The following is a 14,603-nucleotide window of genomic DNA, read 5'->3' on the forward strand; positions in this document are numbered from 1 at the left end:
GCAATTGTTGTAAAACGAAGCCGGGATGTAATGGGTAACAGTCTGTATCCGGCGGTTTTTCGGAAAAGGTGGAGGTTGCGAGGTGAGTATTCAGACAATAGCACCCTGATTTATCTGAATTTTTCGGAAGAATGATTACCAAAGCTTACTGTTTCAGTCATTTACGCTTAACGGATTCGCTTATATACTCGTGGGTCTGCTATCAGCAAACAGACGGATTTCATGTATCAACCTGTCGCACTCTTCATAGGCTTACGTTACATGCGTGGGCGCGCCGCGGACCGCTTCGGTCGCTTTGTCTCCTGGCTTTCGACTATTGGCATTACGCTTGGCGTGATGGCACTGGTGACGGTGCTTTCCGTCATGAATGGCTTCGAACGCGAGCTGCAAAACAACATCCTGGGGCTGATGCCGCAGGCCGTTCTTTCATCATCCAACGGTTCGGTTAACCCGCAACAGCTGCCGGAAAGCGCGGCGAAGTTACAGGGCGTCACGCGCGTCGCGCCGTTGACGACCGGCGACGTGGTGCTGCAAAGCGCCCGCAGCGTGGCGGTCGGCGTGATGCTGGGTATTGACCCGGCGCAAAACGATCCGCTGACGCCGTATCTGGTTAACGTGAAGCAGACCGATCTGGAAGCCGGGAAATACAACGTGATTCTGGGTGAACAGCTTGCCGGACAGCTTGGCGTCAACCGCGGTGACCAGCTGCGCGTAATGGTGCCTTCTGCCAGCCAGTTTACGCCGATGGGGCGCCTGCCAAGCCAGCGCCTGTTTAACGTGATTGGTACCTTTGCCGCCAACAGCGAAGTCGATGGTTACCAGATGCTGGTTAACATCCAGGACGCTTCACGCCTGATGCGCTACCCGGCAGGGAATATCACCGGCTGGCGCCTGTGGCTCGACGCGCCGCTGAAGGTCGATACCCTCAGCCAGCAAAAACTGCCGGACGGCACCAAATGGCAGGACTGGCGCGAGCGTAAAGGCGAACTGTTCCAGGCCGTGCGGATGGAAAAAAATATGATGGGGCTGCTGCTGAGCCTGATCGTGGCCGTGGCCGCATTTAACATCATTACCTCGCTGGGCCTGATGGTGATGGAGAAGCAGGGCGAAGTCGCCATTCTGCAAACCCAGGGGCTCACGCCGCGCCAGATTATGGCGGTGTTTATGGTGCAGGGGGCCAGCGCAGGCATCATCGGCGCGCTGCTCGGCGCCGTGCTGGGGGCCTTGCTTGCCAGCCAGCTTAATAACTTAATGCCGATCATCGGCGCCCTGCTCGACGGCGCGGCGCTGCCGGTGGCTATCGAGCCGCTGCAGGTGGTCGGTATTGCGCTGGCCGCGATGGCCATTGCGCTGCTTTCTACGCTTTATCCTTCCTGGCGCGCTGCCGCCACTCAACCCGCTGAGGCTTTACGTTATGAATAAGATCCTGTTGCAATGCGACAACCTGTCCAAACGCTATCAGGAAGGCACTGTGCAAACCGACGTGCTGCACAATGTGAGCTTCAGCGTGGGCGAAGGCGAGATGATGGCGATTGTCGGCAGCTCCGGCTCGGGTAAAAGTACGCTGCTGCACCTGCTGGGCGGGCTGGATACGCCAACTAACGGCGACGTGATTTTCTCCGGCCAGCCGATGAGCAAAATGTCCTCCGCGGCGAAGGCCGAGCTGCGTAACCGCGAGCTGGGCTTTATCTACCAGTTCCACCACCTGCTGCCGGATTTCACGGCGCTGGAAAACGTGGCGATGCCGCTGCTGATTGGCAAAAAGAAACCGGCAGAAATTAACGCCCGCGCCAGCGACATGCTGAAAGCGGTAGGGCTGGGCCATCGCGGTAACCATCGTCCCTCTGAGCTTTCCGGCGGCGAGCGCCAGCGCGTGGCGATTGCCCGTGCGCTGGTCAACAACCCGCGTCTGGTGCTGGCGGATGAGCCTACCGGTAACCTGGATGCCCGCAATGCGGACAGTATTTTCCAGCTTCTGGGCGAGCTGAACGCCTCGCAGGGCACCGCGTTTCTGGTCGTAACCCACGATCTGCAGCTGGCAAAACGCATGGGGCGTCAGCTTGAGATGCGCGACGGCCATCTGAACGCGGAACTGACCCTGATGGGAGCAGAGTAATGGCGTCACCGTTATCCTTACTCATCGGTTTACGTTTTAGCCGCGGCCGCCGTCGCGGCGGCATGGTGTCGCTGATCTCCGTCATCTCGACCATCGGCATTGCGCTCGGTGTGGCGGTGCTGATTGTCGGCTTGAGCGCCATGAACGGCTTTGAGCGCGAGCTGAATAACCGCATTCTGGCGGTAGTGCCGCACGGGGAGATCGAGCCGGTTAACCAGCCGTGGACGAACTGGAGCGATGAGCTCGCCAAAGTCGAAAAGGTGCCGGGCATTGCCGCCGCCGCGCCCTACATTAACTTTACCGGGCTGGTGGAGAGCGGGGTAAACCTGCGCGCGATTCAGGTGAAAGGGGTCAACCCTGCCCAGGAAGCGCGCCTCAGCGCGCTGCCAAACTATGTGCAGAACGGCGCGTGGGCCAACTTTAAGGCCGGCGAGCAGCAGATCATCATGGGTAAAGGCGTGGCCGATGCCCTGAAGGTGAAGCAGGGCGACTGGGTGTCGATCATGATCCCGAACGCCAGCGCCGACCACAAGCTGCAGCAGCCTAAGCGCGTGCGCCTGCACGTCACCGGTATTCTTCAGCTGAGCGGTCAGCTTGACCATAGCTTTGCGATGGTGCCGATGGAGGATGCGCGCCAGTATCTCGACATGGCTGACAGCGTGACGGGCATTGCCATTAAGGTGAACGACGTCTTTAACGCCAACAAACTGGTTCGCGACGCGGGCAGCGTGACCAATAACTATGTCTACATCAAAAGCTGGATCGGCACTTACGGCTATATGTACCGTGATATCCAGATGATCCGCGCCATCATGTATCTGGCGATGGTGCTGGTGATTGGTGTCGCGTGCTTTAATATCGTCTCGACGCTGGTGATGGCGGTCAAGGACAAGAGCGGCGACATCGCCGTGCTGCGTACGCTGGGGGCGAAAGACGGTTTTATTCGCGCCATCTTCGTCTGGTACGGTTTGCTGGCAGGGCTGTTCGGCAGCCTGTGCGGCGTGGTGATTGGCGTGGTGGTTTCCCTGCAGCTGACGCCGATTATCAACGGGATCGAAAAGCTTATTGGTCACCAGTTCCTGTCGGGTGATATCTACTTTATTGACTTCCTGCCGTCGGAACTGCACTGGCTGGACGTTTTTTATGTGCTGGTTACAGCACTTTTACTGAGTCTGCTGGCAAGCTGGTATCCGGCGCGTCGCGCAAGCCGAATTGATCCGGCGAGGGTATTAAGTGGCCAGTAATTACGTCATGATCTAGCGGCTTTCGGGCCGCCAGGTTAAAAGAGGAATGCGTTATGTATTACGGATTTGATATTGGCGGCACCAAGATTGCGCTCGGCGTGTTTGATAAAGACCTCAAACTACAGTGGGAAACCCGCGTTCCCACGCCGCGCGAAAGCTACGACGAATTTTTAACCGCGATTGCCGCGCTGGTGGCGCAGGCCGATGAACGCTTTGGCGTGAAAGGCAGCGTCGGCATCGGCATTCCGGGTATGCCCGAAACCGACGACGGCACGCTGTATGCCGCCAACGTGCCTGCCGCCAGCGGTAAACCGCTCCGCGCCGATCTCTCTGCCCTCCTTGAACGCGACGTGCGTTTAGACAATGATGCTAACTGCTTTGCGCTCTCCGAAGCCTGGGACGATGAGTTCCGTCAGTATCCGCTGGTGATGGGTCTGATCCTCGGTACCGGCGTCGGCGGGGGAATTGTGATCAACGGGAAGCCAATCACCGGGCGCAGCTACATCACCGGCGAGTTTGGTCATATCCGTCTCCCGGTGGATGCCCTGGAGGTAGTGGGGCGCGATTTCCCGCTGACCCGCTGCGGCTGCGGCCAGCACGGCTGTATTGAGAACACCCTCTCCGGTCGCGGGTTTGCATGGCTTTACGAACACTTCTATCATCAGAAACTTGAGGCCCCTCAAATCATTACCCTGTGGGAGCAAGGGGATGCGCAGGCGCGTGAGCACGTCGAGCGTTATCTGGATCTGCTGGCGGTGTGTCTGGGAAATATTCTCACCATCGTCGACCCGGATCTGCTGGTGATCGGGGGAGGGCTTTCAAACTTTACCGCGATTACGGAACGGTTGTCCGGGCGTTTGCCCCGACATTTATTGCCGGTTGCCCGCGTGCCGCGTATTGAACGCGCGCGACACGGGGACGCAGGAGGCATGCGCGGAGCCGCATTCCTTCATCTCACCGATTAGTTTACGAGGTTTCTATGCTGTCGCGTCGCCAGGGTCGACTCAGCCGTTTTCGCAAAAACAAACGCCGCTTGCGTGAGCGCTTGCGCCAGCGGATTTTTTTCAGAGACAGAATAATGCCAGAAGCGATGGATAAACCCAGAGTGGTGGTGCTGACCGGGGCGGGGATCTCCGCCGAGTCAGGAATTCGAACCTTCCGCGCGGCGGACGGGCTGTGGGAAGAGCACCGCGTGGAGGATGTAGCCACGCCGGAAGGCTTTGCCCGCGATCCGGATCTCGTCCAGGCGTTTTACAACGCCCGCCGTCGTCAGCTTCAGCAGCCTGACGTCGCGCCGAATGCGGCGCATCTGGCGCTGGCGAAGCTCGAAGAGGCGCTCGGCGATCGTTTTCTGCTGGTGACGCAGAATATCGATAACCTGCACGAGCGGGCCGGTAACAAGAACATCATCCACATGCACGGCGAGCTGCTCAAGGTTCGCTGCGCCTGGAGCGGTCAGGTGCTGGACTGGCAAGAGGACGTGCTGCCAGAGGATAAGTGCCACTGCTGCCAGTTCCCGTCGCGCCTGCGTCCGCACGTGGTCTGGTTCGGCGAAATGCCGCTGGGAATGGATGATATCTACAGCGCGCTGGCGATGGCCGACGTGTTTATCGCCATCGGCACATCCGGTCATGTTTATCCGGCGGCGGGGTTTGTCCACGAAGCGCGCCTGCACGGTGCGCATACGGTAGAACTCAATCTTGAGCCAAGCCAGGTGGGCAGCGAGTTTGAAGAGAAACACTACGGTCTGGCAAGCACGGTCGTACCGGAGTTTGTCGACAAGCTGCTGAAAGGGCTATAACGGCAATCGCGTGAAAAGGCACCCGTCCTGCGGGTGCCTTTTTATTTATGAATGGAAAAACGCCAGCGTCTTCTCGAGCGATTTAGCCTGCTCATCCAGCGAGAGCGCCGCCGCAGAGATCTGCTGAACCAGAGAGGCGTTCTGCTGGGTCGTGCTGTCCATCTGGTTAACGGCGGTGCTGACCTGGCTAATCCCGCGATTTTGCTCGTCCAGCGCCTGAACGATATCGTTGATGACCAGATGCACATGCGACACCGCTTCAATCACCTGTTTCATCATCACGCCGGTTTCATTGACCAGCTCAACGCCCTTGCTCACACGCCCTGAGGACTCGGCAATCAGCTGAGAGATCTCTTTTGCCGCGTTAGCGCTTCGCTGGGCAAGATTGCGCACTTCCCCAGCGACTACCGCGAAGCCGCGCCCCTGTTCGCCAGCCCGTGCCGCTTCAACGGCAGCATTCAGCGCCAGGATATTGGTCTGGAAGGCGATGCCATCGACAATGCTGTTAATCTCGCCGATCTTACGCGCGCTCTCATCAATCTCCCCAATCACCACGACCACGTCGTTCACCAGCGTTTCGCCATGCCCGGCGAGGCTCGCGGCGCGATCGGTCAGCGTGGTCGCCTTGTGGGCGTTGTCGGCGTTATTCTTCACCGTGACCGAAATCTCTTCCATGCTGGCTGCCGTTTCAACAATCGCAGCCGCCTGTTCCTCGGTTCGCGAGGCGAGGTCCAGGTTGCCCGCCGAAATTTCGCTGGTGCCGCCGTGCACGGAGTGGCTGGCTTCGCTGATATTGTCGACGATGCGCTTGAGCTGCATCTGCATGGTGTGCAGGGCATAAAAAATGCTGTGGGTATCTCCGGAACGCACCGGGATGGTGTTGTTCAGGTCTCCCCGGGCAACGGCCAGGGCGATCCCGGCCGCCTCCGAAGGTTCTCCCCCAACAGGACGGTCAACTTTGCGGGTGAAGATCTGTGCCATGACCAGGCTAACCGCCACGATGCTTAACACCATCATGATGATGGCTTTCAGTAAAAATGCACGCGCTTCGGCCATCACTTCGCTGACCGGCGTGATAATGGCGAGTTTCCACGGCGTCTGGCTGTTACCGACGGCGATGTCCTGCCAGGTGATGAACACGTCCTCCTTCAGCAGCGGATCGTTGATGCGGGTGACGTCATGACCGGCAATCTGACCGGCGTAAGGCTTGCCCGCCGCGCGCTGGTCCGGGCTGGACACCACGTTATTACCCGCTGAGAGGAGCAGGGCATAGCCCGTGCCGTTCCACGGTTTAATCGCGCCGATCGTCGACTGCAGCGTGGCGAGGGAGAAGTCAGAGGTGACCGAGCCCAGAAACTGACCGTCACGCATGATGGGGGCGGCAATCGAGGTGAGCATCACGTCGACGCCGTTGTAGGGATAGATATAGGGCTCGATGATCACATCTTTATGGCGTTGTTTCGGCAGCAGATAATAATCGCCGCTGCCGGGCGTTTCGATGTCCGTCAGCAGGTGTAATGCCGGTTTGCCGGTGGCGTCCCGGTCAACGTAGCGGGCGTAGCGCCCGGCAGGATCTTCACCGCTTTGACCGGCCCAGACGGCATCTTTATCGTCGAACGCGTTGGGCTCAAAGGCCATCGACATGGAGAGAAACTGTGGGTGAGCCGAAAGGTAGTGGATGAGCAGCTGGTTCAGGCTCTGGCGATCGGTCACGCCCGCCTCGCGCAGCGCCAGGGCGCTGTTGGCCATATCCCGGGCGGCAGTCAGGGCAGAATCCAGCTGTTTACTGACCTGCAACGCTTGCACCTCGGCAATCTGGCGGATATGCTTTTTGGCCAGAACCTCCTGCTGGGCCATCCACTGCCACATCATAAACCCGATCGTTGCCGTAAAGCCCACCGTTACGGTGAGGAAAATGGACAATAGCATCAACGTCTTGACTCTTATTTTTTTTCTTTGGACCACGGCGTCTTTCATTCTCATCTCCCGTAATATCGTGCATGTCGGGCAGGCACATATTCCTTATCGGATATTTTCTCCTCTTTCTGTAGAGCGCCAGGGATATTTAATTTAAATTTTTATTTGTAAATCCAGTTAATTAGTGTGGATGCTTTTATTTTGTGCATTCAATCAAAATAGTGCTCGATAAAGCTCGTTATCGTCGTGTAGAAAGAGGATGCTAATAAATATAAAGTTGTAGAGGAGGATGGGATATGTACGGATTTATTGCGCGACAACCCATTTTTAACCCTGAGATGAAGACGGTGGCCTATGAACTGCTCTTCAGAGATGGGATGACAAACCGTTTTCCGGACGTGTCGGCGGAATATGCCACCTCCAGGATGATATCAGATCAGTTTTTATGCGTGCCGTCCCAGCGCATCGCCGGGGCACATACGTCGTTTATTAACTTCCCTTCGCGGATGGTCATAGACCGCAGTGGAGAAGCGCTGGATAAAGAGAGCGTGGTCATTGAGATCCTGGAAGATGCTGTGCCGGGAGCGGAGCTGTTGCAGGCCGTCAGGGAGATGAGTGCGGATGGTTATCAGTTTGCGCTTGATGATTTCACCCTTGCTCCAGAATGGGATGCTTTTTTACCCTATATTTCAATACTGAAATTTGACGTCAGAAATTATACCTTAGCGCAAATTAAACAGTATCTGAAAGAGCGTAAACATTTAACCGGGCATATTAAATATCTCGCTGAAAAAATTGAGACTAAAGAGGAATTCAGCCAATACAGGGAAGAGGGATTCTCGCTGTTTCAGGGCTATTTTTTCTGCCGTCCGGAGGTCATTAAATATAAACGGCTATCGCAAAATCAGCTGGCAATTTTTCGGCTGCAAATGGAGGTTGGGCGCAATAAACCTGATTTTCGGATCGTCGAATCGTTGATTAAAACCGATCTCACGCTGTCCTGGAAAATCATGCGCTACATGAAGCACACCGCCTTTAAACATATCGGTGCCTGTAATTTCAGCAAGTTAACCCTGAGCGAAGTCCTCAGATATCTCGGGGAAAACCAGCTGAGACGGTTTGTTGCCGTCGTGGTCCTGGCGAGCGCAGGCAATGACACCGTCAGCGAGCTTTACCCGTTGAGCATGATGCGCGGCAAGTTCTGCGAGCTGATAGCCGGGACGATGAACGAACCGACGCTGGCTGAAAATGCCTTCATGTGCGGCCTGTTTTCGCTGCTCGATACCCTCCTCGAACAGCCGATGGCCGAGTTGATGAAGCAAATTGCGGTCCCGCAGAGCGTGAGCAATGCCCTGTGCCACCAGGAGGGACGGTTAGCCGATATGGTGAGCCTGTGCCGTTACTATGAACAGCAGCAGTGGGACGAGGCGACCCGGGTTCGTCAGGCGCTGGGTCTGTCGGATGAGGATGTGGTTGAGGCGATGAGAAAGGCGACGATCTGGGCTGGGGAGAATGCGGTCAGTTAATCCTCCTCACGCCGCACGTATGGCGTGAGGAAGAACGCGATACCGTTTATCGGCCCGCTTTTAATTTCTGGTAATACTCTTCGTAGAGGCGGCTGGCGTCACCGACATCGTTTTGCCATTCACCTTTGCTGATGGTTTCGGCATCCGGGTAGAGCGATTTATCGTTAGCCACTTCAGGCTTCAGCAGCTTGCGTGCGGCGAGGTTTGGCGTCGGGTAGCCAATCGTCTCGGCAACCTGTTTCGCCACGTCCGGGCGCAGCAGGAAGTTAATCAGCTTGTGCGCCCCTTCAGCGTTTTTCGCGTTGGCGGGGATCGCAAGGCTGTCCATCCAGAAGATCCCCCCTTCTTTCGGCCAGACCACCTCAAGCGGCGTCCCGGCCTGGCGGGCGACATACGCGGAGCCGTTCCACACCATCCCCAGGTTCACTTCGCCTTCCATATACGGGTTTGCCGGGTTATCAGAGTTGAACGCCGCCACGTTAGGCATCAGCTTTTTCAGCTCGGCATATGCCGCTTCAATCTCTTTGGGATCCGTCGTGTTGCCCGAGTAGCCCAGCGTGCGCAGCGCGACCTGGAACACCTCACGCGCGTCGTCGGTTAACAGCAGGCTACCCTTGTATTCCGGTTTCCACAGGTCGGCCCAGCTTGTCACCGTTTTCGGATCGACGGCATCGCTATTCACGCCAATCGCGGTTGCTCCCCAGATGTACGGAATGGAGTAGTCGTTATTGGGGTCGAATGGCTTGTTAAGCATCTCAGGATCGAGGTTTGAAAAATTGGTTAGCTTCGTTTTGTCGATCTTCTGGATCATGCCCTCTTTGCGCATTTTGTCGACAAAGTAGGTGGAAGGCACGACCAGATCGTACGCGCCGTCTTTGTAGGTTTTCAGCTTGGCGTACATGGTTTCATTCGACTCGTAGGTCGAGTAGATAACCTTGATGCCCGTCTCCTTCGTGAACTGTTCCAGCAGGCCCGGCGGCACGTACTCGGTCCAGTTGTAGAAGTAGAGCGTTTTGCTGTCATCAGCGTGCGCGGCACCCATGCCAAGCACCAGTGCCGCAGCGGCGAGCATTTTTTTCATTTCATTGTCCCCTGAGATTTTGTTTTATCACGAGCAATAACCTGGCTGGCGATCACCAGAACCAGCGAAAACACCAGCAGAATGGTCGCCAGCGCGTTCACCTCCGGTGAGACGCCGACTTTCACCATGGAATAGATCTTCAACGGCAGAATTTCATAGCTCGGACCGGTGACGAAGGAGGACACGACCACGTCATCCATCGACAGGGTGAAGCTAAGTAGCCATCCGGCCGCCACGGCGGGCATCGCCAGCGGCAGGATGATTTTGCGCAGGATGGTCATCTCGCTGGCACCCAGATCCTTCGCCGCCTCCAGCATGCGCACGTCGAACCCTTTAAGACGCGCAAAGACGGTCACCACCACAAACGGCAGGCAGAAAGTGATATGCGAGAACAGCAGCGACCAGAAGCCAAGCTGTACGCCCAGCAGCATAAACAGCACCAGCAGCGAAATGGCCATCACGATGTCCGGCGACATCATCACCACAAACAGCATACCGCTGACGAACGGTTTGCCGCGAAAGCGATAGCGGTAGAGCGCCACGGCGGTGAGCGAGCCAATCAGCGTCGCGAAGGTGGCGGAGAAGATCGCCATCGTCAGCGAGTGCTGAGCGGCCTGAAGGAGGCTATCGTTGTTCATCAGCAGGCTGTACCAGCTGGTGGTAAAGCCCTGCCAGTTAATCCCGAAGCGTGAGCTGTTAAACGAGTTCACGATCAAAATAACGATCGGGATATAGAGATAGGCATAAATGGCGGTCATAAAACCGCCGCGAAGCAGTCGACCGATCATTCGAGTTCCACCTTTTTATTCAGAAGGCATGATGCTTTCAGCATATTGAAAATATTCAAGTTTTCCCTTCTCCAAACCTCTCCAAAGCTTTTCACCAAAACCAACGACCACAACAACACAGAGCGACCATCACTAAGGCCGCGCATTTTACAATAATTTTCTTATGATCGGGAAAAAACGGCCATTCTTATGACCAGCTTGCTCCACTCTCGCCCGCTACTGTAATTATATTTGTCGGTAGTGGCCTGTACTTTATGACCCAACAGAGTTTTCGTGTCGATCCCTTGTGCTCGATATAAACGTTCTGACAGAGAGCGCTGTTCGTGAAATCTAGTTGGATTTTCTCCCTCCATAATAAGCCTGAGGGGTAGTTATAATATATTATTAACTAAGTGAATGTGTATGTGTATGTTTTATAACATTCACTTAGTTATGTTTTATTCTTTGGTTTCTTTTAGTGATGAGTATCCATTAGCCCTGAATTTATTAATAAATAAAACGGAAGCTATTTTACTGGAGAGTCTCATTGATGGCTTGTCGACCATTTTAAATACTAAATTTGATAGCGCATAAATTAATAATGCAGATACGATAGATGCACTGAGGGCACAGGTTGCATAACCGAAGCCTTTTCCATAAAAATAATTAAATATAAGTGGGGATGTGATTACTAGTATGGGTAAGTGGAAAAGATATACGCTGAAGGAAACTTTACCCATAAATGTAAAGATCCCATGCCCGAATGTTTTTTTGAATGATACGTTTTTAAGGATAATGGTTGTGATTATAACCCCGGATATGAAGTTAAATAGGATGTATGCATTTGATTCTTCGCCATTTAAAAAGAATCGAGTATAATATATTGTATAAATATAAGGGGATGAACCATAATGTATCCCCCCTGCATATATGCCAAGGATTAATAAAATGAATGCTGATATATTACTTACTCTAAAGTTAGAGAAGAAAAGATAAATCCCAACAAGAAATGCTATGTAACCATACTTTTCTTTTTGAGGAATGGTTGAAAGGAAAAACATCATTCCAAAGAATAAAATTATTAGGCTTTTCTTATGAGATTTAATAAGAGTTGTGCACAAAAAATATGTAAGAAACGAACCTATTAATTCTATTTTCATAGTCCAAAGCACTGGGTTGTAAGAAGAACCATCTCCCAAAAATGCGCTGATACTACCTGAATATAAAGCGTTTGCAATTGAAGGGTTGTCGACCCTATAAGATTGGATCCAACTTGATAGCATTTCTCGGTTTGGAAGATCACTTGTTAGAACCATTAGACAAAAAAAACAAGAGACAACTGCAGGTATTGCCAGTCTAAAATAACGTTTTGTGACCATTGGCGTAATATTTTCTAATAAATCTTTCCCATTCATAAATGCATGAGAAAGAATAAAACCACTTAACGTGAAGAAAATAAAGACTGCTGCCGTGCCGGAATAAAAAAATGAAAGAGGGCTATTGAATATGAAATTAACAAATTGGTTATTGTTAATCAGATTGGAATCGTGCAATCCAGGATAAAAAATTAAAGCCAAATGTGAAAAAACGACCATAAGACAGGCTATACCTCTGAGCCCATCAACGTGATGAAGCTTATCATAAGCAACAGCTGATTTTGTACTATACATTTTTTGCGATTTGATGAGTTAGTCTGGAAGAACATTATATCATGAAATTTTTATTGTCACAGAACTATAGTTAATTCAGCTGATTAAAAAGGCTAAATTACATGCTAGAGATTTAAAAATGTGAAGTTGTCTAACCAAATGACACTGAAAATGTCCGATGCAAACTGAGCAGCTTCGCTATATGAAATAGAGGGTGGCTCAGGGTAGTGAAGGCTGAGTCCATCACTAACGCGTTTATGATGAAAGAAATTTTTACGTTAACGATGGTTAAAAAATCGTTCTCCAAAACTCAAGCGTAAATGCTTGAGTTTGGTTGTTTTAGGGGAGCGTTTATTAGCAATGGTTTTGTGCTAAAAAACGCGACTTAATTTTTTGATTTATGATGATTAATCATCAATATCGCTAACCTTTTTATTCAGCAAGCGTGAGGCGCGCCAGTAGACCAGCAGCATCAGGCCCATGATCACCGTCAGCGTAATGCTGGTCGCGGAGCCGAACGGCCAGTCGCGGATGTTCAGGAACTGGCTCTTGATCACTTTACCGATCAGCAGGTTTTTCGCGCCGCCCATCAGATCCGACACGTAGAACAAGCCCATCGCCGGGAGCATTACCAGCAGACAGCCCGCGATAATGCCGGGCATGGTCAGAGGGATAATAATGCGGATGAAGGTCTGCAGCTTGTTAGCGCCCAGATCTTTTGCCGCCTCCAGCAGCGGTTTATCCAGCTTCTCGATGCTGGAGTAGAGCGGCATCACCATAAACGGCAGCAGGATATAGACCAGGCCGACAATCACCGCGCTCGGGGTAAACATGATGCGGATCGGCGTCTCAATCACCCCCAGCCACAGCAGAAACTCGTTGAGATAGCCTTTAGTGCTAAGGAAGATTTTCAGCCCGTAGATGCGGATTAACGAGTTGGTCCAGAAGGGAACAATCAGTAAAAACAGCAGCAGGGGCCGCACCTTTTGCGGCAGGCCCGCGAGGAACCATGCGAAAGGATACCCCAGCACCAGACAGGCAAGGGTGGCAATCAGCGCCATGTTGAGCGAGTGCAGCAGCACGTCAAAATAGAGCGGATCGAGCAGGCGCGCGTAGTTGTCCAGCGTAAAGACCAGCGAAACGAAGCTAGCGTCGTCGCGGGTCAGAAAGCTGGTGGCAACGATCATCAGGTTGGGTAAAAAGACAAACAGCACAAGCCAACCGACGATCGTGGCGATCACCACATTCTGGAATTTACTTGTGTTCTTCATCAGCCAGCACAACCTCCCAGCTTTCTACCCAGTTGATAACCATTTTCTGGTCGAGAGAGTGGTCGAAGTCAGGGTCGTCTTCGTTAAAGAACTCGCTGACCATCACCATCTTGCCGTTCTCCAGCTCGACAACGGACTCCAGCGTCATCCCTTTGTAGTTGCGCTCGCGGATATAGCCGATTAACCCTTCGGCCTCGGTATTGCCGTGAATTTCATCGACGCGCAGATCTTCCGGGCGCAGCAGAACGTTGAGTTTTTGTCCCTTTTCGACGGGGAAAGTCACCGTGATATTACACTCGCGTCCTTCGACGCTGGCGCGCACGCGCTGGTCGTCCAGACGCTCAATCACCGTGGCGTCGAAGATATTGATCTCGCCAATGAAGCTGGCGACAAACAGATTCTTCGGCTCTTCGTAGATTTCGCGCGGCGTGCCGTCCTGCTCGATTTTGCCGTCGCGCATCACCACGATGCGGTCGGACATGGTCAGGGCCTCTTCCTGATCGTGGGTGACGAAGACAAAGGTAATGCCGAGCTTGCGCTGCAGGGCTTTGAGCTCGTTCTGCATCTGCTTGCGCAGCTTGTAATCCAGCGCCGAGAGGGATTCATCCAGCAGGAGCAGACGCGGCTTGTTGACCACGGCGCGGGCGATGGCCACGCGCTGCTGCTGGCCGCCGGAAAGCTGATGGGGTTTACGCTGGGCAAACGTCTCAAGCTGCACCATGCGCAGGGCGTCGGTGACGCGCGGTTCGATCTCATTCGCCGGCGTTTTTTGCATCCGCAGGCCAAACGCCACGTTTTCAAACACGGTCATGTGCGGGAACAGGGCGTAGCTCTGAAAGACGGTATTGACGTGGCGGTCTTCGGCAGGAACTTGGGTGATGTCCTGGTTTTCAAGATGGATATGGCCGTTATCGACGCTTTCCAGCCCGGCGATAAGGCGCAGTACGGTTGTTTTGCCGCAGCCCGAGGGGCCAAGCAGCGTCAGAAACTCACCGTCATTGATGGTCAGAGTGAGGTCGGAAATAACGTCTTTACCATCAAAACTTTTACGAATTCGTTCCAGTTGCACCAGCGGTGAACGTGAACGGGATTGTGTATTCAATTTTTGCGCTGTCCCATATAGACGCCTCAGGCAGCAGACTGAAGCGGGGTTTGTGTGTAACCACCTTGGTGACTCGTAATGAGGGCGGACATTCTACGGCAATCCCCTGCGAACGCCAAACCTTGTCAC

General features: G+C 53.6%; 12 protein-coding genes and 1 pseudogene. 6 read left to right on the forward strand and 7 right to left on the reverse strand.

Features of this window, described 5'->3' with window-relative positions; genetic code table 11:
• Window positions 1–222 precede the first annotated feature (222 nt).
• Genes lolC through cobB form a run of 5 tightly spaced genes read left to right on the forward strand, consistent with a single transcriptional unit; the run spans window position 223 to window position 5,161 of the window.
• On the forward strand, window positions 223–1,422 hold the full coding sequence (gene lolC / locus EnteroDNA1_RS00775; protein WP_032668182.1) for a lipoprotein-releasing ABC transporter permease subunit LolC: 1,200 nt from the start codon (window positions 223–225) through the stop codon (window positions 1,420–1,422).
• Window positions 1,415–2,116, forward strand: a complete 702-nt coding sequence (gene lolD / locus EnteroDNA1_RS00780; RefSeq protein ID WP_008500772.1) for a lipoprotein-releasing ABC transporter ATP-binding protein LolD — start codon at window positions 1,415–1,417, stop codon at window positions 2,114–2,116. Before lolC ends, lolD begins: the two co-directional genes overlap by 8 nt.
• A complete protein-coding gene (gene lolE, locus EnteroDNA1_RS00785) occupies window positions 2,116–3,360 on the forward strand; it encodes a lipoprotein-releasing ABC transporter permease subunit LolE (RefSeq protein WP_069302647.1) in 1,245 nt (414 codons plus the stop codon). The genes lolD and lolE overlap by 1 nt, the downstream gene beginning before the upstream one ends.
• A gap of 53 nt (window positions 3,361–3,413) precedes the next feature.
• Window positions 3,414–4,325 carry an N-acetylglucosamine kinase gene (gene nagK / locus EnteroDNA1_RS00790; RefSeq protein ID WP_058840821.1) on the forward strand — a complete coding sequence of 304 codons (912 nt, stop codon included), beginning with the start codon at window positions 3,414–3,416 and terminating at the stop codon, window positions 4,323–4,325.
• 14 nt (window positions 4,326–4,339) lie between these two features.
• Entirely contained in the window at window positions 4,340–5,161 is an 822-nt protein-coding gene (gene cobB / locus EnteroDNA1_RS00795; RefSeq protein WP_045888802.1) for a Sir2 family NAD+-dependent deacetylase, read from the forward strand.
• 45 nt (window positions 5,162–5,206) lie between these two features.
• Here cobB and EnteroDNA1_RS00800 read toward each other — a convergent pair whose 3' ends face one another.
• The gene (locus tag EnteroDNA1_RS00800) at window positions 5,207–7,138 is read right to left on the reverse strand and encodes a methyl-accepting chemotaxis protein (RefSeq protein WP_069302648.1); all 1,932 of its coding nucleotides are present in this window, start codon (window positions 7,136–7,138) and stop codon (window positions 5,207–5,209) included.
• Window positions 7,139–7,374: 236 nt separating this feature from the next.
• Between EnteroDNA1_RS00800 and EnteroDNA1_RS00805 the strand changes: the two genes are divergently transcribed.
• A complete protein-coding gene (locus EnteroDNA1_RS00805; protein WP_069302649.1) occupies window positions 7,375–8,604 on the forward strand; it encodes an EAL and HDOD domain-containing protein in 1,230 nt (409 codons plus the stop codon).
• Window positions 8,605–8,650: 46 nt separating this feature from the next.
• Here EnteroDNA1_RS00805 and potD read toward each other — a convergent pair whose 3' ends face one another.
• The 6 genes and pseudogenes from potD to potA form a co-directional block, all read right to left on the reverse strand.
• Window positions 8,651–9,685, reverse strand: coding sequence for a spermidine/putrescine ABC transporter substrate-binding protein PotD (gene potD, locus EnteroDNA1_RS00810; RefSeq protein WP_069302650.1), 1,035 nt, complete (start codon window positions 9,683–9,685; stop codon window positions 8,651–8,653).
• Window positions 9,682–10,473, reverse strand: a complete 792-nt coding sequence (gene potC / locus EnteroDNA1_RS00815) for a spermidine/putrescine ABC transporter permease PotC (protein WP_033145228.1) — start codon at window positions 10,471–10,473, stop codon at window positions 9,682–9,684. Before potC ends, potD begins: the two co-directional genes overlap by 4 nt.
• Window positions 10,474–10,634: 161 nt before the next feature.
• Window positions 10,635–10,820: pseudogene (locus EnteroDNA1_RS21560) on the reverse strand (hypothetical protein); the annotation flags it as partial.
• A 90-nt stretch (window positions 10,821–10,910) separates the two neighbouring features.
• On the reverse strand, window positions 10,911–12,122 hold the full coding sequence (locus EnteroDNA1_RS21565) for an acyltransferase family protein (RefSeq protein WP_071891535.1): 1,212 nt from the start codon (window positions 12,120–12,122) through the stop codon (window positions 10,911–10,913).
• Window positions 12,123–12,508: 386 nt separating this feature from the next.
• Complete coding sequence (gene potB, locus EnteroDNA1_RS00825; RefSeq protein ID WP_069302651.1) at window positions 12,509–13,372, reverse strand: spermidine/putrescine ABC transporter permease PotB; 864 nt, start codon at window positions 13,370–13,372, stop codon at window positions 12,509–12,511.
• The gene (gene potA / locus EnteroDNA1_RS00830) at window positions 13,356–14,504 is read right to left on the reverse strand and encodes a spermidine/putrescine ABC transporter ATP-binding protein PotA (protein ID WP_170864495.1); all 1,149 of its coding nucleotides are present in this window, start codon (window positions 14,502–14,504) and stop codon (window positions 13,356–13,358) included. The genes potB and potA overlap by 17 nt, the downstream gene beginning before the upstream one ends.
• Between the last annotated feature and the right edge of the window lie 99 nt (window positions 14,505–14,603).

Source organism: Enterobacter sp. HK169, from assembly GCF_001719105.1.
GTDB classification, from domain to species: domain Bacteria; phylum Pseudomonadota; class Gammaproteobacteria; order Enterobacterales; family Enterobacteriaceae; genus Enterobacter; species Enterobacter asburiae_B.